Origin of the sequence: Aliiruegeria sabulilitoris (genome assembly GCF_001558155.1) — a bacterium.
GTDB classification, from domain to species: Bacteria; Pseudomonadota; Alphaproteobacteria; order Rhodobacterales; family Rhodobacteraceae; genus Tropicimonas; species Tropicimonas sabulilitoris.
Map to the genome: position 1 here is coordinate 25,233 of NZ_LOAS01000014.1, position 18,291 is coordinate 43,523.

The window sequence follows — 18,291 nt, forward strand, 5'->3', positions numbered from 1 at the left end:
GGGCAGGGCTGCGCCATGACCCGTCCCGAATTCGATCTCTGGATTGCGGCCTTTCGACAGCGTGCCCGTCGGGCTGGCATCGCGGAGCGCGTTCTGCGCGACGCTCTGGCGGAACTGACCCCAGCTGCGTCGGTGATCGAGAAGGACCGCAACCAGGCGGAATTCACGCGCCCGGTCTGGGACTACCTCGACACTGCCGTTTCAGAGGAGCGAGTCGATACGGGAGGCATGGCGTTGGCGGCCAATGCCGCGCTGTTCGCCCGGATCGAGAGCCGTTTCGCCATTCCCCGCGAAATAATCGCGGCCATCTGGGGCATCGAGACCAATTTCGGCGCGATCCGGGGGGCAGAACCGGTCGTCCCGGCGCTGGCGACATTGGCCTGGGACGGGCGTCGGGCAGCGTTCTTCGAGGGGGAGCTGCTGGCCGCACTGAAGATCCTTCAGGCCGGCGATGTCAGCCGCGAAAGGATGCTGGGAAGCTGGGCGGGTGCCATGGGCCACACGCAGTTCATGCCCTCGACCTATTTCGACCATGCGGTGGATTTCGACGGGGACGGGCGGCGGGATATCTGGGGCGACGACCCGAGCGACGCGCTTGCCTCGGCGGCGTCCTACCTGTCGGCGGCGGGCTGGAACGAAGGGGTGCGATGGGGGGCGGAGGCCCGGCTATCGGACGGGTTCGAGCTGTCGCTGACAGGCCGGCAGACATGGAAGCCGGTGAGGGAGTGGCAAGCGCTTGGAATGGCGCTCCGCGAATCCGACGCGCTCTCTGCTGCGGAACCGGCCGCGATCCTGTTGCCGGCCGGCCATTCCGGCCCTGCCTTCTGCATTTCCCGAAATTTCGAGGTTTTGCGCCGCTATAACGCTTCAGACGCCTATGTGCTGGCGGTCTTGCTTCTGGCAGACCGTCTTGCCGGGAGGGGTGCCTTGCAAGGGACGTGGCCGCGCGCGCTGCGTTTGCCAGACCGGGCGCAGCTTGCCGAGTTGCAGCGCCGTCTCACCGAGGTGGGGTTCGATACGCAGGGTGCCGATGGTCTGGCCGGTCCGAACACGGCGGCCGCCATCCGTGCTTATCAGCGCGCTCATGCGCTGCCGGCGGACGGGTTCGCAACGCTGGACCTGCTGGACAGGATGCGAAAGCGCTAGCCCACCTTCGGGGCGTTCTTGCTCTCGCTCGGCCCCGGCTCGTCGTTCCAGGTTATGCGCAGATCGACCCGGTTGCTGCCATCGGCCCGTTCGGCGCGGATGCGCAGGTTCAACAGCCCGTCCGGCTCCAGCGTGATCTCGCCATCGTCGTCGCTCAGAACCAGCTCGCCCTTGCCGATCCCCTTGGTCAGCGCTTCGAGCAGGGTCTTCACGGTCTTGCGTGTCTGCAAGGAGTCGTGGCGAAACTTGCCGTCGGTCTTCATGAGATCTCCGCTTCCCAGTTGTGGCGTTCGGAATGGACGTGCCTGGCCTTCGGATAGTCCGAGGTCGGCCCGACCACATCCCCGCTCGGAAAGAACAACGTCGCGCCGCAGCCCACCCCCGTCAACCCCGCGCGCCGCTGCGAAGAACGGTCGGGCGCCACATCGGCTTGGATCTGCGCTACCGTCATGTCTCGGCGAAAAGGGCCTGTCCGGCGGCGAAAAGAGCGTCGAAATCGAGCCTGCCGCGGAACTCGAAGATTTCAACGCCTTTCAACGCATCGAGATAACCCTGTGGATCGGGCAACTCGCTATCGGTCAGGAAAGCGCCTGACGGTTTCTGGTAGAACGGGCCCGGGCTTTTCATGATCGCGGCGAGCAGGTCCGGCCGGTCGGCAAGCGCGACCCGCTCGACCGACATCCGGGCCTCGGCGTTGCGCTGCCAGTTCAGAACCCAGAAATGGGTGAGCGGCCCTTCGAAACAGACCCGTCCCGCGCCGTAGACCTGCCCGACATGCAGGTCATGTTTTTCCTCCAGTTTCCAGAGGGCGTCCCCCGGCAGGGCCGCGAGTTCGGCGCGCCGGGCGGGGTCCAGCATCGCGTGAAGCCGGGGATTGCCCAGGATCGTGCCCGGGTTGATCCGGGGAAGCTTGGGAATGCCGAGCGCATCGGGCGGGGTGCCCTTGCGCACCAGCAGCCTGTCGCCGGTGATATAGGCAAGCCCGTCTATATCCATCAGCCGCAGCACCGAGGTCGATTTTCCGCCGCCCGACAGCCCGGCAATGCCCAGCGAGCGGCGGCCATTGCCGAGGGCAGCGGCATGGCAGATCTGCCAGCCTTGCCGCTGGCAAATATTGAGAAACTGCGTGTTGACGAAGTTGATCACCTGGTTGGGGTGCTCGGCGGCCGGGCCGAAGGCGACCAGCCGCTCCGGGGATTGCAGGAAGCTCACCCCGGTGCGGACCTTGTGGACCAACCGCCCGTCTTCAAGATCGAAGAACGCGTCCTTGCGCCCCGTCTTTCCGGGCTCGCGCGCCCAGTCGACCCATTCGGGCGCGGGGCTGAGGGTCTGGCCGTCGAGTACCTCGACAATGGCATCCGCCTTACCTGGCGCGGCGAGCGCGTCGAAGAAGTAGTCTGCCAGTGTGCTGCGCAGCGGCTCGGCGCACAGCACCGAAACATGCAGATGTCCCACCGCGAGATGGATCGGCTCGGAACCGTCCAGCACGGAAAAGTCCAGCCGGTCCAAAACCTCGTCTGTCTTCATCCGCGGATCTTTGCGATCACGTGATCGGCCACCAGACCGGGCGCGTCGATACCACAGGCATATTTCGCGCCGCCATAGCCACCGAACGCGGAGACCTCGAAGACGATCGGGCCCTGCGGGGTGAGGGCGACATCGACCGTGGTGAATGTCAGGCCAAACGGCTCCTGTGCCTTGCGGGCCATCTCGATCAGTTCCGCATCCGGCTCGAAGGGTTCGTATTTTCCGCCCGAGTCAATTGTCGTGTTCCAGGTTTTGCCCTGAGCAACCCGCGCGTAGGTCCCCAGATACTCTCCGTCCAGGAAGATCAGACCCAGATCCTTGCCCGACAGGTCCAGCTTCTTCTGGATATACATCACCGGGTTGTCGGAGGCGAAGGAGGCGATCTGGTTGATGGCGCGGAAGGAGTCTCCCTCGATCAGCGCCATGCCGCGCGCCTTGGTCGAGAAGAGCGGCTTGAACACGGCGGTGCCGAACTCGGTCGCCGTCTCAAGGGCGACCTCCGGGTCCTCGGTGATCACCGTCGGCGGGATCGGCACGCCGGTCGCGGCGAGCGTTACGGTGCAGGCCAGCCGGTCGATCAGGCGGATGATGGCCTCCGGATCGCTGAACACCTGCACGCCCTTCGCCTGCGCGTATCGCAGGATCTCCATCCGGTCGAGCACATCCGGTTTGTAGATCTCGGAGATCTTCTTGATGATCAGCCCGTCGAGCTTGCACAGGTCGATATTGTCATAGAGCATCTCGCCCCGCTGGAGATCCAGCGTGACATGGCCCATGTCGATCACCAGCCGGAAACCGGTGCGTTCCTCGACCGCATCGGCAAGCGCCTCGGTCGACCATTTTCCGGGGATACCAACGACCCCGATTCTCAAATCAGTCACGAAATAACTCCCTGATCGGCAATTTGAATCTGTTTTCCTTACCTTCTGGACAGCTCAATACCCGCTCCAGAAGGTAACGCCCACGCAGGAACATGCGTCTTGCATGGGCCTTGTCGTATATGAAGCGTGTAGAGGTCACGAAACTGCGGGCCAGCCCAAGCCCTAGGCGAAATTCGAAGCTCGTATCCTTCTGGCTGCGCGCGAATCTCGCCGCCATGGCGTGAAAATCCTCTGCCACGCGGGTGATGCGGTCGCGAACCGGCCCGTCTTGGATCTGCAGCCGGTAGTTGGAGACCATGAAGACGGACACGTCCTGCACGTAATCCGTGTAGCGCGACCGGTGCAGGTCGATGAAGCGGATTCTCTGTTCCACGGGGTCGTAGATGACGTTGTCGATGTTGAAATCGCCATGGATATAGACCGAGAAGGGCGCGGGCAGTGCCTTTTCCCGCGCGGCGGCTTGCCGCACCAGCGCATCGAAGCCGGGCAGGGAGAGCCCGCCGAGCCGCACGGGCTGGGCCGCGAAATCGGGATGCACGCGGCGCACGTCGCGCAGGCGGCTTGCCAGTTGGCGCATGGAGGCCATCTCGGCCGGCTCGTCCGTGCGGGTGTTCTTCCAGATATCGCGCAGGGTTGTCGATAGCGCCTTTTGGGCCTCGGCCAGTCGCGCCTCGCTCTCGCCCAGAAGGATCTGTTCGAAGGTCTGGCCCGAGAGGTGTTCGATCAGCAGGGCAGCGGATTGCCCGCGCTTCTCATAGGACAGGATGCGCGGCGCGAGGCCGGGATAGATCGAATGCCAGGATTTTACCCCGGCGCGTTCATCCCTGACCTTGCTCAGTTCCCCATCCTTGAACACGGCATCGACATCGCCATCGCGCGAGCGCACCGAGGAGATGGCGCTGCCGGAACGTGTCTCGGCCAAGGGTTCCAACTCGATTGCCTCGTCCCGCGAATCATTGCCCGACAGGATCGAGCGCAGGGTGAAATAACGCTCGAACTGCACTGACTGGCCGATATTGACTGACAGGATCGCCTCGCTCACCCCTTGCAGTGCATCGCCCATGCGGCGGATCTCGTTGGCGGCCAGCAGGCTGTTGGCGAGATCCTCGGTGTGTTTGGAGCCGCGCATGTCACGGGTATAGGTGCGAAACATCTGGTCGTAATGGTCGTCCAGGCGGCTCTTGATCTGGCCGATGGAGATGGCTTGTCGGCTGTCGCGTGCGTCGATCGCATCGAGCACGTCCGAGACGCCGCCGCGTACCCGCTTGATCACCTTGGGATAGGCCTCGGGGCGCAGAAGCGCCTTGTTGCGGACCTGTTCGGCATGAAACAGGCTGCGCCGGGCAAGCCGGCTGAGCATTTCCAGGTTCCGGGCGACCATGTCCATGTTTTGCAGCAGCAACCGCTGTGAGGGCCCCAGCTTGCGTGCGCCAAGCCCCTTCTGCGAGGCGCTATGCACCCGGGCGCGCAGGTTGTCGGCATAACCCGCACGCAACATGACCTTCTGCGCGCTCGCCGTTTCGGGGCGCTGGAAATACTCCTGAACCGCCGAGAGCTGCCCGTCGAGTTCGGCACACAGGAAGTGCAAGTTCTCGCGGATCGCCCGCGGGAGATCAGCCATGGAAGCACCCGAGATAAAAGGGTGCGTCCGGATCGATCAGGTAGGATGCGAAACTCGGCCGGAACAGGCTTGCTTGCTCGACAGGGTCGGCCCAGATCGTGTCGATCTGCGAACGGTCCGGTTTGGGGCCGAGCCGTGGCGTGTAACCGGTGGGTACTTCGCAGGAGAACAGCGCCTCGATCTGGTGGCGCAGTCCGCCCTGCTTGGGCTTGTAGACTTCGGCCATGTGCAACAGCGGCCCGACGATCACCTTGGCGCCGATCTCCTCGAAGCATTCGCGCGCGATGCTCTGTGGCATCGTCTCGCCCATCTCCTGAGCGCCGCCCGGCAGGGTCAGGAAATCCGGTTTTCCGGGATGTCGTTTGACCTGCACCAGAAGCTTGCTCTGGTTGAAGATCACGGCGCGGACGGTTGCACGTATAGGCGGCAGAAAGACGGTCGCAGTCATCATCATTCGTCCATATAAATGTAACCGAACAGCTTCATGACAGCTCTCAACCGCCGCGGGGCCAGACAGTGTCAGACCTGACCATTTCTCGCAATGCCGAATTCCCGGACCCGTTGCGCATTGCCCGGGCCAAGGCCTCGCCCAATCTCGGGCCGCGCCTGTTGTTCTTTTCCGGAGGCAGCGCGCTCAACAACATCTCCCGTTGTCTCACGCAATACACCCATAATTCCGTTCACCTTATCACGCCCTTCGACTCCGGCGGCTCCTCGCAGGTTCTGCGCGAGGCCTTCGACATGCCCGCTGTCGGTGATCTGCGCTCGCGACTCATGGCGCTGGCCGATGAAACCGATCTCGGCCAGCCCGATGTCTTTGCGCTGTTTTCCCACCGCCTGCCGGTCAATGTTCCGCGCCAGCAAGCCGCTCGGGAATTCAAGGCGATCCTGCAGGGAGAGCATCCGCTCATGCGGGCGATCTCGCAGCCAATGCGCACGCTGATCCTGCAGCAATTGCAGAGTTTCGTCGCACATGGCACGAAGGATTTCGACTTTCGTCGCGCCAGTATCGGCAACCTGATCCTCGCGGGGGGGTATTTCTCTGCCGGGCGGGAGCTGGAGCCGGCGCTGTTCCTGATGTCGAAAATGGTGCAGGTGCTGGGCACGGTACGCGCGGTTGCGGATGTGAACCTGCATATCGGCGCCGAGCTGCAGGACGGAGGCCGGATCCTCGGCCAGAAGGAACTCACCGGCAAGGAGGCCGCGCCGCTCACCCAGCCCATCCGACGCATTTTCCTTTCCGATGGCAATGGCGAGCTTCCCGCCGAGGCCGTGTGCCTGCCTGAACGCAATCGCCGGCTGATCGAGCGGGCGGACCTGATCTGCTATCCCCCGGGCAGCCTCTATTCCAGCGTCATCGCCAACCTGCTGCCTGCCGGTGTCGGCGAGGCCGTGGCCGGGCGTGGCGTGCCCAAGATCTATGTTCCCAGCCTGGGCGTGGACCCGGAATGCAACGGGTCGAGCCTCGGCGATCAGGTTGGGGCGTTGCTGTGGGCGTTGCGGGCCGATGCCGGGGCTGCCTGCCCGGCGGAGCGGTTGTTGAATGCCGTGATTTGCGACCGGGGCCGGCTGGACGCCAGGGAGGCGCGGGAGATCGAGCGCCGCTACGGGGTGCCCTGCATCACCGCCGATCTGGCGCAGGAAGAGCGGGCCGATCGCTATGATCCGGTCCGGCTCTGCGATGCGTTGATTTCGCTGTGCTGAGCCGGGGATCATCGCCGATGGCACGTGAGCTCTTACTTCTACGAAACGGAAAGGCCGAGGCCGCCCCGCCCCGTGACCTGAAGGATGGCGGCAAGCGGCAGGTTCAACGCGTGGGCGTCTGGTTGCAAGGGCAGGGGCTGTTGCCCGATCATGTGCGTGTGGCCCCCAGCGCGCGCGCGAAGGTTTCGGCACAGAAAGCGCTCAAGGCGGGCGGGGCCAGCGCGGGGATCATCGAAAGGGATGCCCGGCTGAAGAGCCGCGCGCTCGCGGATGCGCTCAACTGTCTTGCCGACATGCCGGCGGATGCGCGGCGCCCGATGATCGTGGCTCACCGCAAGATGCTGGAACAGCTTGCCCGCCACCTGACCGGCGATCCGGGCCTGTTGCTTCCAACCGGAACGCTCCTACGGCTGGCCTTGCCAGACGATTGGCACTCGCTTCCGGTCGGATATGCCGAAATCCTGAAACTTCTGCACCCGGAGAGCCTGCCAGAGCGGTTTCCTTTCCCCGGACCGGGCGGCTCGGAATGGCGTGACAGGCCGGCCTATTACTATCGGCAATCGGCCGTGATCCCCTGGAAGCTGGAAGGCGGCAGGCTCCGGATCCTCGTCATCACGTCGAGCAAGCGCAATCATTGGGTCGTGCCGAAGGGTATCCACGAGCCCGGCCTGAGCGCGCAGGCCTCCGCCGCGCATGAGGCCGAGGAGGAAGCGGGCGTTCTGGGCGAGGTCGGCGCGGCGTCGCTGGGGGAATTCACTGTGGAGAAGTGGGGCGGGGTCTGCCGCGTGGCCGTCTACCCGATGCGCGTGACGGAAATCTTCGATCAGGAGACGTGGGAGGAAAGCAATCGCAGCCGCCTTTGGGTCTCTCCCGAGGAGGCCTTGCAGCATCTCAAACACGATGGTCTGAAGGAGATCGTCAGGCGTTTCGCGGACACGTTCTCCACGCAGTAGCGGGCACCCTGCGGCACGGCGGAACCTGTTGGAATCGCGCCATTGGGTCCATGGTCGGTCCGACGGCCAGAGGAGATGGAAGATGGCAACGATACGTCATGGCGGACAAATCCTGATCGACCAGCTCAAGCTGCGCGGTGTGCGCCGCGTGTTCTCGGTTCCGGGCGAGAGCTTCCTTGCCGCGCTGGACGGGCTGCATGAAAGCGGGATCGAGAATATCGTCTGTCGCCATGAGGGTGGCGCCTCGATGATGGCCGAAGCGCATGGCAAGATGACCGGCGCGCCCGGCATCCTCTTTGCCACCCGCGGCCCCGGCGCCACGAACGCCGCCGCTGGTCTGCACGTCGCGCAGCAGGACTCGACCCCGATGATCGCGTTCATTGGCCAGATCGCCCGCGGTCACAAGGATCGCGAGGCGTTCCAGGAGGTCGACTTCCCGGCCTTCTTCTCGCCGCTGGTCAAATGGGCGGCCGAGATCCGCGACACGGAACGGCTGCCGGAATATATCGCCCGCGCGTGGAACGTTGCCTGTTCGGGGCGCCCCGGCCCGGTGGTGCTCAGCCTGCCCGAGGATATGCTCTCGGGCTCCGCCGACGTGCCGGATCTAGCGCCGTCGCAACCCGCTCCGCGTGCCGACTACACCGAGTTCGCCGAAACCGTGCTCAAGCGTCTGCGCGGGGCGCTCCGGCCGCTGGTGGTGGTGGGCGGCTCCGGCTGGTCCCACCAGGCCGCGCAGGATCTGCTGACCTTCGCCGAGACCGCTGACCTGCCCGTCGCCGCCACTTTCCGGCGGCAGGACTACATGGATAACCGGCACGACAATTACGTGGGCGATCTCGGCGTGGGAATGAACCCGGCACTTGGGCAACGGTTGAAGAATGCCGATGTGGTCCTCGCGCTCGGAACCCGCCTCAGCGAAACCGCGACGGCGGGCTACACCCTGCTCGACCCGTCATCCCCCAACCCGGGCCAGCGCCTGATCCATGTCCACCCGGACCCCGACGAGCTTGGCCGTGTGCACCGTGCCGACATGGTGCTTGCCGCCCCCGTCGCCCAGGTTCTGGCAGACCTGGCCGCCAATGCCGTGCCGCTTGCCAATAGCCGTATCTGGACCTCGGAGGCCCGCGCCGATTTCGAAACCTGGCAGCAGCCGCAACCGAGCCCCGGTACCCTTCAGCAGGAGCACATCGTCTCCTGGCTCTCCGCGACCCTTCCCTCGGATGCGATCCTGACCAATGGCGCGGGCAATTACGCCGCCTGGCTGCACCGTTACTTCCGCTTCAAGCGGTTCGGGACGCAACTCGCGCCGACCTCCGGCTCCATGGGCTACGGGCTGCCGGCGGCGATTGCGGCCAAGCTGGAGCACCCTGAGCGCACCGTCATCTGCATGGCGGGCGATGGCTGCCTGCAAATGACGGTCAACGAGCTTTCCACGGCGGCCCAATATGGTGCGGCAGTGATCGTGCTCGTGTTCAACAACGGCCGCTACGGCACGATCCGCGCCCACCAGGAGCGGCAATACCCCGGCCGCGTCAGCGGGACGGAATTGTTCGTGCCCGACCTGCCGGCGCTGGCGCGCGCCTATGGCGGCTGGGGGGCCACGCTCACCCGCAACGAGGAATTTCCCGACGCCTTCGCCGAAGCACAGGCCGCCGGCACGCTCGCCGTCCTGGACCTGCGGCTCGACCCGCAGGCCCTCTCCCCGTCAATGACCCTCGATCAGGCCCGCGCCATCGGCCAGGCGCGCAACGCGCGTTGAGTTGGCTCAGCCGCAGGAAATCTGCGTGATCTGGCCATTCCCGTCGGTGTAGAAATTCACCCGCATGGGGTTGTATTCCTGCGTGACGATATCGGTCAGCGCGACGACCCGATACGGCACCGACAGCCCGGCCGCGGAAACATCGGCAGCGGTCAGACCGCGATATTGCTGGTAGTTTTCCAGCTTGCAGGTATCAGGCAGGCGCTCGGTCAGGCCATCTGCGCCGCCTTCGATGGTCTGATCATAGGGATCTTCCTCGACGGCCTCGACGCCGGCGGAGAATGTCGGGCTCGCCGGGGTGTCGTTGAGCGGTGTCGCCGTCACGGGATCCGACATGAACATGTCTTCGCTGATCGGGTCGTTCGTGCTGCTTTCGCAACCTGCCAGCGCAGCCAGCCCAATTGCCATGACCAGAATTCTCGTCTTCATAACTTCCTCGCAGTTGCAAATCGAAGGCGCATCGCCCACGGTTTGGCCGCAGTCTAACGAGAGGAAACGGCAATGAAAACGCGCGCTGCTGTGGCAATTGAAGCGGGAAAGCCGCTCGAAATCATGGAAGTGAACCTCGACGGGCCCAAATCCGGCGAAGTTCTGGTGGAAATCAAGGCCACCGGCATCTGCCACACGGACGAATTTACCCTTTCAGGGGCCGATCCCGAAGGCTTGTTTCCGGCGATTCTCGGCCATGAAGGCGCAGGCGTGGTGCTCGAATGCGGCCCCGGCGTGACCTCGCTCAAACCCGGCGACCATGTGATTCCGCTCTACACGCCCGAATGTCGCGAATGTGAATACTGCCTCAACCCGAAGACCAACCTCTGCCAGTCGATCCGTTCGACACAAGGTCAGGGCCTGATGCCAGACGGCACTTCGCGCTTCTCCACCCTCGATGGCGACCCGATCCTGCATTACATGGGCTGCTCGACTTTCGCCAACCACACGGTGCTGCCGGAGATCGCGCTGGCAAAGGTCAACCCGGACGCGCCTTTCGACAAGATCTGCTATATCGGCTGCGGCGTGACCACCGGCATCGGGGCGGTAATCAACACGGCTAAGGCCGAAATCGGCTGCCGGGCCATCGTATTCGGCTTGGGCGGCATTGGCCTGAACGTCATCCAGGGGCTGCGTCTGGCCGGGGCCGACCAGATTGTCGGCGTTGACATCAATCCTTCGAAAGTCGAGATGGCCACCCGCTTCGGCATGACCGATTTCGTCAACCCGACCGAAGTCGAGGGCGATCTCGTTCCCTATCTCGTCGATCTCACCGGCGGTGGCGCCGATTACACCTTCGATGCCACCGGTAATGTGAACGTCATGCGTGCCGCGCTCGAATCGGCGCACAAGGGCTGGGGCGAATCGATCATTATCGGCGTCGCGCCCGCTGGTGCCGAAATCTCCACCCGCCCCTTCCAACTCGTCACCGGCCGCGTCTGGCGCGGCACGGCCTTCGGCGGCGCCCGTGGCCGCACGGACGTGCCGAAGATCGTCGACTGGTACATGCAGGGCAAGATCGAGATCGATCCGATGATTACCCACACGCTGAGCCTTGACGATATCAACAAGGGGTTCGATCTAATGCATAGCGGCGAGAGCATACGTTCCGTCGTCGTCTACTGACGTCAGAGCTTCTTCTGACCAGAAATATCGCCGGGGGTCCGGGGGCAGGCAGCCCCTCGGTCCTCCGCTACCCACCGGAGCCCACATGCCCGAGCAACGCCCCCTCCTCGCCATCCTCATCGACGCCGACAACACGTCTCCCCAGAACGCGAAAGCGATTTTCGACGAGATTGCCGCCTATGGCGAAGCCTCTGTCCGCCGCGTCTATGGCGATTTCTCCTCGCCGCAAATGAAAGGCTGGTCCAAGGTCCAGGCCGAATACGGCCTCGTGCCCTTCCACCAACCGGCCAACACGGTTGGCAAGAACGCCTCGGATATCGCGCTGGTCATCGACGCGATGGACTTGCTGCATACGGGCCGTTTCGACGGTTTCGTCCTCGTCTCCTCCGATAGCGACTTCACCCGGCTGGCCAGTCGAATTCGCGAACAAGGCCTCGATGTCTACGGCATCGGCCGGCAAAAGACGCCGCAAGCTTTCCGCCAGGCCTGCAAGCGTTTCATCTTTGTCGAAAACCTCTCCGGATCCGAACCGGATGCGACCGAGAAAACGCCCCGGTCCACGCCTGCCAAATCGCACCCGCTCGCCGAGGCGCGCGATCTCATCCTCAAGGCGATGGACGGGATCGATCAGGACGACGACTGGTACACGCTCGGCCAGCTTGGCCAGTTCATGACCGCGGCAAACCCGGATTTCGACACCCGTACCTATGGCAAGAAGAAGCTCTCCGAACTGATCGAGGCGATCAAGATCTTCGAAACCCGCCGCAGCCCGTCGAACCAGTTGCAGGTCCGCCGGTTGGACTAAAGTCAGTCGCCACAAGCGCCGGAATGCTCAGGCATGCGCCACGCATGCTTGAGCAAGACGTCGTGAAACGGATGACGGGGATCGGCGATGGTGCCGATCCATTTCCCGGTTCGGGATCAGCTATAGGCGCCGGCCGAATAGGTCAGCTCGTAGGAATGGCTGTAGAGTTCGAACACGATCCCGAACGGATCCTCGACATAGACCATGCGATAGGGTTTCTCGCCGGGGAAATACTCCCGTACGGGCATCCGTTGCTTGCCGCCCGCGGCAAGGATCCTTTCGAGCAGCCCTTCCACATCCGGATCCTGGATGGCGAAGTGGAAGGTGCCGTGCCGACGGTAGTCGAGGTTGTTTTCCGGCTGAGCGTTGCCGTCGAACTCGAACAATTCGAAGCCGATGCGATCGGCCGTCGCCAAATGGGCAATCCGGATCTTCTTCCAGCCGGGACCGAAGACATCGGTGCACATCACGCCAATATCGCTTTCATCTTCTTCGATCTCGGTTGGTGGCATGATGACGTAGAAGCCGAGGACCTCGGAGTAGAACTTCACGGCCGCCTCCAGGTCCGGGACGGAAAGGCCGATATGAGAGAAGGTGCGGGGAAACGGGGTCATGATGCTGTCCAGTGCGTTGTGGTGGTGATCGTCTGACACCGATATAGGACACCTTCATCTGTTCAAAAAATTATGATTTGAATGAAAAAACATAACAAATAATTTGGATATTATGCTGAACACCAGATGGTTGGAAACTTTCGTTGCCGTTTGTGAAGATGGAAACCTCACACGAACGGCGGAACGTCTGCACATGACGCAGCCGGGCGTCTCGCAGCATTTGAAGAAGCTTGAATCTCAGGTCGGCACGCCCCTTGTCCGAAGAACTGGCAAGCGGTTTTCGCTGACACCGGCGGGCGAGAAACTGCGGGATTTCGGCGTTTCGCGACGGCGCGAAGAACACCGTTTCCTTGCGGGGATTCTCGCGGACAACCCGGATGCCGGGATGGTTTCTATCGCATGCTCTGGCAGTTTTGCCTCGCTTTTGTACCCGCAGCTTCTTGTGCACGCCAAATCACGGCCGGGCCTGATCCTTGGACTTGAAGCGGCGCCACAAGCCGCGATCCTTCGCGGGGTAAAAGACGGCCAGTTCGCTATTGGTGTCCTCCACGAAGACCCGGGGCACCCACGCATTGACGCCGAATGCATTGGCCGCGAAGAGATCTGCCTGGTTCTGCCCAACGACCAGAGCGCTGTCATGCCGACATTCCAAGCGCTTGAGGCACGTGGGTTCATCTCTCATCCCGACGGTGAAAGCCTTGCCAACCTTCTGTTTGAGCCAAATTTTTCCAAGGAGTTTGTTGGCGGAGACCGCCTGAAAACCCGTGGTCATATCAACCAGATCGGCCAGATCCTGGAGCCTGTCGCTCAAGGGATCGGCTACAGCATTTTGCCGCGAAGCGGTGTGGACACATTCGCAAACAGGCAAAAAGTTAGAACTGTGCGGTTACCAGTTCCGGTCTATCAGGAGTTGTGGTTGATCCGGCAAAAGGGACGACAAATTGCGAAGTGCAACGATGTGCCCTGTGCCATTGTCAAGAATATAGCGAGGTCTCTTGCGACGTCTGGCTGACGCAATGCTTCACATGCCGGAGCAAACACCTGCCAGCGCCGAAAGCAGCGAGTCTCAAACCGCGTAGCGCGCCAGGAACATCTCCACTGCGCCATCGGCTACCCGCGCCCTTTCGGCTTCAGTGACCTCGTGGCACAGCCCCATCAGCAGCTTGGGGTGGAGATCTACCTTGCACAGCTCGGTGAACTGGTCGGCGGCCAGTTCGGGGTCGTCGATGCGCAGGGTGCCGCGGGCATTTGCCTCCTGGAAATAGTCGATCAGCACAGCGCGCGACTTGGCAGGTCCGCCTTCCCAGAATTCGCGGCCCAGATCGGGAAAGCGCTCGGATTCAGCCACGACGATGCGGAACACCGCCCGCCCGAATTCCGACAGGTAGAAGCCCATCATCCGTTTGGCCGAACCGCGCAGGACTTCTTCCGGCGGCAATTCGGGGTCGATACTCTGGATGCATTCCTCGGCCTGCCGCTGGCATTGGCCGGTCGCCACTTCCATGAAAAGCAGCCGCTTGTCGGGGAAATAGCTGTAGAGCGTCGCCTTGGAGACACCGGCCGCCCGCGCGATATCGTCGACGCTTGCGCCCTCGAACCCGTCGCGCATGAAGATCTCCTGCGCACCTTCGAGCACCTGGTCGAATTTGCGTCCACGCTTGATCAGTCCGGGTTCGGCATTCATTCGCATTCCTCCTTCCGCATATGTAAACCATACAGTTCAGTTTATGCAAGTTTTCCGAATGACGCCGCCGAAAGCCCGTGCTAGGCGCGAAGAATGCTGTCCGTGCTTATCAAGACCCTGCCCTTCTTCGGCCTGATCGCGACCGGGTATTTTGCCGGCCGCACCCGGTTCTTTACCGATGAGGCAACCGCCTACCTGACGAAATTCGTCTTCTACTTCGCGCTCTCGGCCATGCTCTTTCGATTCGCGGCAAACCTGTCGCTGTCGGAAGTGATCAGCTGGCCCTATATCTGGGCATACCTGTCCGGCACGTCCGTGCTCTATGCGCTGGCCATTCTGGTGGCGCGGTTGCGCGGGCTGGCCTGGGACGAATGCGCGGTCGAGGCGCAATGCGCGGTGATCGGCAATGCGGGCTTTCTCGGCGTGCCGATGCTGACATTGCTGCTGGGGCCGGAAGCCATCGGGCCAATCATGATGGTGCTGGCGGTGGATCTGCTGGTTTTCAGTTCGATGATCGTCATCGTCATCACCGGTTCGCGCGACGGGCGTATCGCGCCGGGCGTGCTGATCTCGGTCGGGCGCGGGCTGATGCGCAACCCGATGATCGTCTCCATCGGAGCCGGTTTTGCCTGGTCGGCGCTGCAATTGCCGATCCCGGTGCCGATGAACGAGTTCCTGGACCTGATGGGCGCAGCGGCAACGCCCTGCGCGCTCTTCGCCATTGGAGCCTCGCTGGCCTCCAAGAATGCCGAGCGGCTGTCGGTGGCGGCCTGGCTCTCCTCGGCCAAGCTGCTGCTGCACCCTGCACTCATTGCAGTCATGGCGTTGCTGGTCTTCCCGGTCGAACCCTATGCCGCGAGCGTGATGATCGCCTGCGCGTCCCTGCCCGTTGCGGGCAATGTCTATATCCTCGCCCGCCACTATGGCGTGGCTCCACAACGGGTCTCCACCGCGATCCTCGTCTCCACCGCCGCGTCCGTGCTGACGGTTTCGACCGTGATCGCCTGGGTCGGCTGACAGGGTTGTCCGGCGCGCCGCCGCAGGCTACGCCTAGCGAAACGCAGGAGGAACTTGCCATGCAAACGTTGTCCGAGAACCGCTGCTTCGGCGGCATGCAAGGGGTCTACAAACACGGCTCGAATGCCTGCGAGTGCGACATGACCTTCGGCCTCTTCTTGCCGCCGCAGGCCGCGCGGGGCCCGGTGCCGATCCTGTGGTATCTCTCGGGGCTGACCTGCACGCATGAGAACGCGATGGTGAAGGCCGGGGCGCAGGCCCACGCGGCGGCTCACGGTATGGCGGTCGTCTTTCCGGACACCTCGCCGCGCGGGGATGGCGTGACTGACGACGAGGCTTATGACCTCGGGCAGGGCGCGGGTTTCTACGTGAACGCCACGCAGGAGCCATGGGCGCCGAATTTCTCGATGTGGGACTACGTGGCCAATGAGTTGCCGCTCCTGCTCGAAGCGCATTTCCCGGTCAATGCCGCGCGGCAGGCGATCACCGGGCATTCCATGGGCGGGCATGGCGCGCTGACGCTGGCCATGGGGCTGCCGGGGCGGTTCGCTTCCGCCTCTGCCTTTGCCCCCATCGCCAACCCCTCCGCCTCGGATTGGGGGCGCAAGCAGCTGACGGCCTATCTCGGCGCGGATGAGAGCGGCTGGGCGGATCACGATGCTACAATCCTGATGCGGTCGAAAGGCTTTGACGGTCCGGTGCTCGTGGACCAGGGCAGCGAGGACCAGTTCCTTGACCTGCTGAAACCGGAGGCTCTGGCCGAGGCCATGGCGGCCCGCCGGCAGGAGGGCAGCTTCCGGATGCAGAAAGGGTACGATCACTCCTACTTCTTTGTCTCCTCCTTCATGGGCGATCATGTTGCCTTCCACGCCAAAGCATTGGGGCTTTCGTGACAATCTATATCGATGCCGATGCCTGCCCGGTGAAAGCCGAGGCCGAGCGGGTCGCTACACGCCACAAGGTGGAGATGGTGCTGGTCTGTAATGGCGGGATTCGTGCGCCGGACAATCCGCTGGTGCGCGTGGTCTATGTCGATCAGGGGCTGGACGTGGCCGACCGCTGGATCGCGGAGCAGGCGGGGCCAGGGGATGTTGTCGTGACCGCCGACATTCCGCTGGCCGCGGACTGCATCGAAGCGGGGGCACTCGTGCTCAAGCATGACGGTGAGACGCTGACCCAACGCAACATCGCCAATGTGCTGGCCGCGCGGAACCTGATGACGGAACTTCGCAGCGCCGACCCGCTGGGCACGGGCGGCGGCGGGCGGCCCTTTTCCAAGTCGGACCGGGCGCGGTTTTCGCAGGCGCTGGACAGGGTTCTGGTGCGCGGGCGTTGACACCGGCAGCTATTCGGCGAGGGTGGGCGCAATCTGAAACCGGAGTGCCCCATGCCCGTGGAACTTGTGATTTTCGACATCGGCAATGTGCTGATCGAGTGGAACCCCGAACGCTATTACGACGCCACTATTGGTCGCGACCGCCGCGAGGCGATGTTCGCCGAGGTGGATCTGCATGGGATGAACGATCAGGTGGATCGCGGTGCCGATTTCCGGGCCACGATCTATGAAACCGCCGAGCGCTACCCTGAATGGCGCGACGAGATCCGGATGTGGCACGACAACTGGATCGAGCTGGCCCAGCCGGCCATCGAGCATTCCGTCCGCCTGCTGCGGGCACTTCGGGCCAAGGGGCTTCCCGTGCAGGCGCTGACCAATTTCGGCATTGGCAGTTTCGAGGTGGGCGAGGCGCATTACCCCTTCCTGAAGGAATTCGACATGCGGCACATCTCGGGCCACATGCAGGTGATCAAGCCCGATCCGCGCATCTATGAAATGGTCGAGGAGTGCTGTGGTTTTGCGCCCGAAGCGATCTTGTTCGTCGATGACCGGGTCGACAATATCGCCACCGCCGAGGCGCGTGGCTGGCAGGGGCACCTGTTCGAGCATCCGAAGGGCTGGGCGGATCGCCTTGTGGCAGAGGGGCTGCTTTCGGCAGAGGAGGCGGCATGAGCCTGCCATTTGTTCCCTTTGACGCAGAGCGTGATCTTGACTGGATCGCGCTGACAGACGCGCTGGCCCGTGCGCATGAATTGCCCAAGGCGGAAGTGGCCGACAGCTTCCTCTATCGCGGGCAGGACACGCTATTGAATCGGGCAGCCTGGATCGACGGGCTTGGTAGCCTCGTCAAGACGGCCACGATCTTTCCGGGCAATGCGGAGCATGGTTTGCCAGCGGTAAATGGCGGGGTAACGCTCTATTCGGACAAGACAGGCGTGGCCGAGGCGCTGCTGGATTTCCACCTCGTGACGAAGTGGAAGACGGCGGGCGACAGCCTGTTGGCGGCGCGACGGCTGGCGCGGCCCGGCAGCCGTAGGATCCTTGTGATGGGGGCGGGAACCGTGGCGGCCTCGCTGATCGAGGCCTATGGCGCGGCCTTTCCGGAGGCGCGTTTCGAGATCTGGAACCGGACGTCGGAAAAGGCCGTCGCGCTGGCCGAGCGCTATGGGGCGTCGGTCGCGGAGGATCTGCCGGAAGCGGTTGGGCGCGCCGATATCGTGACCTCGGCCACCATGTCGACCACGCCGATCCTGCATGGCGAATGGCTGCGGCCCGGGCAGCATGTGGACCTGATCGGCGCTTATCGGCCCGATATGCGCGAAGCCGACGATGCGGCGATGGCGCGGGCGCGGGTCTTCGTGGACAGCTACGATACAACGCTCGAGCATATCGGGGAACTGATCGAACCGATGAAGAGCGGTGCGATCGGCAGGGCCGACGTGGTGGCGGACTATTACGAGCTGGCGGCCTTCGAGCGCGTGCCGGAGGACATCACGCTGTTCAAGAATGGCGGGGGGGCGCATCTGGACCTGATGACAAGCCGCTACATTCTCGACGCCTGGAAGGGCTGACAGGGCGGCTTCCCCTCCGGCTCTGGTGCTGGCGCACCGCCCGCCGATTGGGGCGGGGC

20 protein-coding genes are annotated in these 18,291 nt (G+C 63.4%); 12 read left to right on the plus strand and 8 right to left on the minus strand.

The window, feature by feature from the left end; genetic code table 11:
* Positions 1-15 precede the first annotated feature (15 nt).
* Positions 16-1,146, plus strand: a complete 1,131-nt coding sequence (locus AX756_RS14455; RefSeq protein ID WP_068312823.1) for a lytic murein transglycosylase — start codon at positions 16-18, stop codon at positions 1,144-1,146.
* Here AX756_RS14455 and AX756_RS14460 read toward each other — a convergent pair.
* From AX756_RS14460 to AX756_RS14485, 5 genes are all read right to left on the minus strand, one after another.
* On the minus strand, positions 1,143-1,409 hold the full coding sequence (locus tag AX756_RS14460; protein ID WP_068312827.1) for an amphi-Trp domain-containing protein: 267 nt from the start codon (positions 1,407-1,409) through the stop codon (positions 1,143-1,145). The genes AX756_RS14455 and AX756_RS14460 overlap by 4 nt on opposite strands.
* A 184-nt stretch (positions 1,410-1,593) precedes the next feature.
* Positions 1,594-2,673, minus strand: a complete 1,080-nt coding sequence (locus AX756_RS14470; protein ID WP_068312845.1) for an HprK-related kinase B — start codon at positions 2,671-2,673, stop codon at positions 1,594-1,596.
* Complete coding sequence (locus AX756_RS14475) at positions 2,670-3,554, minus strand: GAK system ATP-grasp enzyme (protein ID WP_068312847.1); 885 nt, start codon at positions 3,552-3,554, stop codon at positions 2,670-2,672. The genes AX756_RS14470 and AX756_RS14475 overlap by 4 nt, the downstream gene beginning before the upstream one ends.
* On the minus strand, positions 3,547-5,175 hold the full coding sequence (locus AX756_RS14480; protein ID WP_068312854.1) for a phosphotransferase: 1,629 nt from the start codon (positions 5,173-5,175) through the stop codon (positions 3,547-3,549). Before AX756_RS14480 ends, AX756_RS14475 begins: the two co-directional genes overlap by 8 nt.
* Positions 5,168-5,623 carry an NUDIX domain-containing protein gene (locus tag AX756_RS14485; protein WP_231701068.1) on the minus strand — a complete coding sequence of 152 codons (456 nt, stop codon included), beginning with the start codon at positions 5,621-5,623 and terminating at the stop codon, positions 5,168-5,170. Before AX756_RS14485 ends, AX756_RS14480 begins: the two co-directional genes overlap by 8 nt.
* Positions 5,624-5,691: 68 nt before the next feature.
* Between AX756_RS14485 and AX756_RS14490 the strand changes: the two genes are divergently transcribed.
* The 3 genes from AX756_RS14490 (at position 5,692) to AX756_RS14500 (ending at position 9,591) form a co-directional block, all read left to right on the plus strand.
* Complete coding sequence (locus AX756_RS14490) at positions 5,692-6,879, plus strand: GAK system CofD-like protein (RefSeq protein ID WP_068312860.1); 1,188 nt, start codon at positions 5,692-5,694, stop codon at positions 6,877-6,879.
* A gap of 17 nt (positions 6,880-6,896) precedes the next feature.
* Positions 6,897-7,832, plus strand: a complete 936-nt coding sequence (locus AX756_RS14495) for an NUDIX domain-containing protein (RefSeq protein ID WP_068312863.1) — start codon at positions 6,897-6,899, stop codon at positions 7,830-7,832.
* Between the two features lie 82 nt (positions 7,833-7,914).
* Complete coding sequence (locus AX756_RS14500) at positions 7,915-9,591, plus strand: thiamine pyrophosphate-binding protein (protein ID WP_068312865.1); 1,677 nt, start codon at positions 7,915-7,917, stop codon at positions 9,589-9,591.
* 6 nt (positions 9,592-9,597) lie between these two features.
* On the opposite strand, the gene AX756_RS14505 is transcribed toward AX756_RS14500, so the two are convergent.
* A complete protein-coding gene (locus AX756_RS14505) occupies positions 9,598-10,020 on the minus strand; it encodes an I78 family peptidase inhibitor (RefSeq protein WP_068312870.1) in 423 nt (140 codons plus the stop codon).
* Positions 10,021-10,092: 72 nt separating this feature from the next.
* Between AX756_RS14505 and AX756_RS14510 the strand changes: the two genes are divergently transcribed.
* Both AX756_RS14510 and AX756_RS14515 read left to right on the plus strand, forming a co-directional pair.
* On the plus strand, positions 10,093-11,205 hold the full coding sequence (locus tag AX756_RS14510; RefSeq protein ID WP_068312872.1) for an S-(hydroxymethyl)glutathione dehydrogenase/class III alcohol dehydrogenase: 1,113 nt from the start codon (positions 10,093-10,095) through the stop codon (positions 11,203-11,205).
* Positions 11,206-11,290: 85 nt separating this feature from the next.
* Positions 11,291-12,010, plus strand: a complete 720-nt coding sequence (locus tag AX756_RS14515) for an NYN domain-containing protein (RefSeq protein WP_068312874.1) — start codon at positions 11,291-11,293, stop codon at positions 12,008-12,010.
* Between the two features lie 116 nt (positions 12,011-12,126).
* On the opposite strand, the gene AX756_RS14520 is transcribed toward AX756_RS14515, so the two are convergent.
* On the minus strand, positions 12,127-12,624 hold the full coding sequence (locus AX756_RS14520) for a lactoylglutathione lyase family protein (protein ID WP_068312875.1): 498 nt from the start codon (positions 12,622-12,624) through the stop codon (positions 12,127-12,129).
* A 112-nt stretch (positions 12,625-12,736) separates the two neighbouring features.
* On the opposite strand from AX756_RS14520, the gene AX756_RS14525 reads away from it, so the two are divergent.
* Positions 12,737-13,636, plus strand: coding sequence for a LysR family transcriptional regulator (locus tag AX756_RS14525; RefSeq protein WP_082739120.1), 900 nt, complete (start codon positions 12,737-12,739; stop codon positions 13,634-13,636).
* Positions 13,637-13,690: 54 nt separating this feature from the next.
* Here AX756_RS14525 and AX756_RS14530 read toward each other — a convergent pair whose 3' ends face one another.
* A complete protein-coding gene (locus AX756_RS14530; protein WP_068312877.1) occupies positions 13,691-14,308 on the minus strand; it encodes a TetR/AcrR family transcriptional regulator in 618 nt (205 codons plus the stop codon).
* Between the two features lie 93 nt (positions 14,309-14,401).
* On the opposite strand from AX756_RS14530, the gene AX756_RS14535 reads away from it, so the two are divergent.
* From AX756_RS14535 to AX756_RS14555, 5 genes are read left to right on the plus strand one after another with little or no spacing between them, the layout of a single operon-like run.
* Positions 14,402-15,325 (plus strand): AEC family transporter, encoded by a 924-nt coding sequence (locus tag AX756_RS14535; RefSeq protein WP_068312880.1) that lies wholly within the window; start codon positions 14,402-14,404, stop codon positions 15,323-15,325.
* Between the two features lie 59 nt (positions 15,326-15,384).
* Complete coding sequence (gene fghA / locus AX756_RS14540; protein ID WP_068312883.1) at positions 15,385-16,218, plus strand: S-formylglutathione hydrolase; 834 nt, start codon at positions 15,385-15,387, stop codon at positions 16,216-16,218.
* Complete coding sequence (locus tag AX756_RS14545; protein ID WP_068312886.1) at positions 16,215-16,661, plus strand: YaiI/YqxD family protein; 447 nt, start codon at positions 16,215-16,217, stop codon at positions 16,659-16,661. The genes fghA and AX756_RS14545 overlap by 4 nt, the downstream gene beginning before the upstream one ends.
* 51 nt (positions 16,662-16,712) lie before the next feature.
* Positions 16,713-17,333 carry an HAD family hydrolase gene (locus AX756_RS14550; protein WP_068312888.1) on the plus strand — a complete coding sequence of 207 codons (621 nt, stop codon included), beginning with the start codon at positions 16,713-16,715 and terminating at the stop codon, positions 17,331-17,333.
* The gene (locus tag AX756_RS14555; protein WP_068312891.1) at positions 17,330-18,232 is read left to right on the plus strand and encodes an ornithine cyclodeaminase family protein; all 903 of its coding nucleotides are present in this window, start codon (positions 17,330-17,332) and stop codon (positions 18,230-18,232) included. The genes AX756_RS14550 and AX756_RS14555 overlap by 4 nt, the downstream gene beginning before the upstream one ends.
* Positions 18,233-18,291: the final 59 nt, after the last annotated feature.

Bases quoted from the DNA above. Each gene is read 5' to 3' on its own strand.
- AX756_RS14460 (WP_068312827.1), bottom strand. From the start codon at position 1,409: ATGAAGACCGACGGCAAGTTTCGCCACGACTCCTTGCAGACACGCAAG.
- AX756_RS14510 (WP_068312872.1), top strand. From the start codon at position 10,093: ATGAAAACGCGCGCTGCTGTGGCAATTGAAGCGGGAAAGCCGCTCGAA.
- AX756_RS14505 (WP_068312870.1), bottom strand. From the start codon at position 10,020: ATGAAGACGAGAATTCTGGTCATGGCAATTGGGCTGGCTGCGCTGGCA.
- AX756_RS14555 (WP_068312891.1), top strand. From the start codon at position 17,330: ATGAGCCTGCCATTTGTTCCCTTTGACGCAGAGCGTGATCTTGACTGG.
- AX756_RS14455 (WP_068312823.1), top strand. From the start codon at position 16: ATGACCCGTCCCGAATTCGATCTCTGGATTGCGGCCTTTCGACAGCGT.
- AX756_RS14515 (WP_068312874.1), top strand. From the start codon at position 11,291: ATGCCCGAGCAACGCCCCCTCCTCGCCATCCTCATCGACGCCGACAAC.
- AX756_RS14500 (WP_068312865.1), top strand. From the start codon at position 7,915: ATGGCAACGATACGTCATGGCGGACAAATCCTGATCGACCAGCTCAAG.
- fghA (WP_068312883.1), top strand. From the start codon at position 15,385: ATGCAAACGTTGTCCGAGAACCGCTGCTTCGGCGGCATGCAAGGGGTC.
- AX756_RS14495 (WP_068312863.1), top strand. From the start codon at position 6,897: ATGGCACGTGAGCTCTTACTTCTACGAAACGGAAAGGCCGAGGCCGCC.
- AX756_RS14530 (WP_068312877.1), bottom strand. From the start codon at position 14,308: ATGAATGCCGAACCCGGACTGATCAAGCGTGGACGCAAATTCGACCAG.
- AX756_RS14535 (WP_068312880.1), top strand. From the start codon at position 14,402: ATGCTGTCCGTGCTTATCAAGACCCTGCCCTTCTTCGGCCTGATCGCG.
- AX756_RS14550 (WP_068312888.1), top strand. From the start codon at position 16,713: ATGCCCGTGGAACTTGTGATTTTCGACATCGGCAATGTGCTGATCGAG.
- AX756_RS14480 (WP_068312854.1), bottom strand. From the start codon at position 5,175: ATGGCTGATCTCCCGCGGGCGATCCGCGAGAACTTGCACTTCCTGTGT.
- AX756_RS14485 (WP_231701068.1), bottom strand. From the start codon at position 5,623: ATGACTGCGACCGTCTTTCTGCCGCCTATACGTGCAACCGTCCGCGCC.
- AX756_RS14470 (WP_068312845.1), bottom strand. From the start codon at position 2,673: ATGAAGACAGACGAGGTTTTGGACCGGCTGGACTTTTCCGTGCTGGAC.
- AX756_RS14525 (WP_082739120.1), top strand. From the start codon at position 12,737: ATGCTGAACACCAGATGGTTGGAAACTTTCGTTGCCGTTTGTGAAGAT.
- AX756_RS14520 (WP_068312875.1), bottom strand. From the start codon at position 12,624: ATGACCCCGTTTCCCCGCACCTTCTCTCATATCGGCCTTTCCGTCCCG.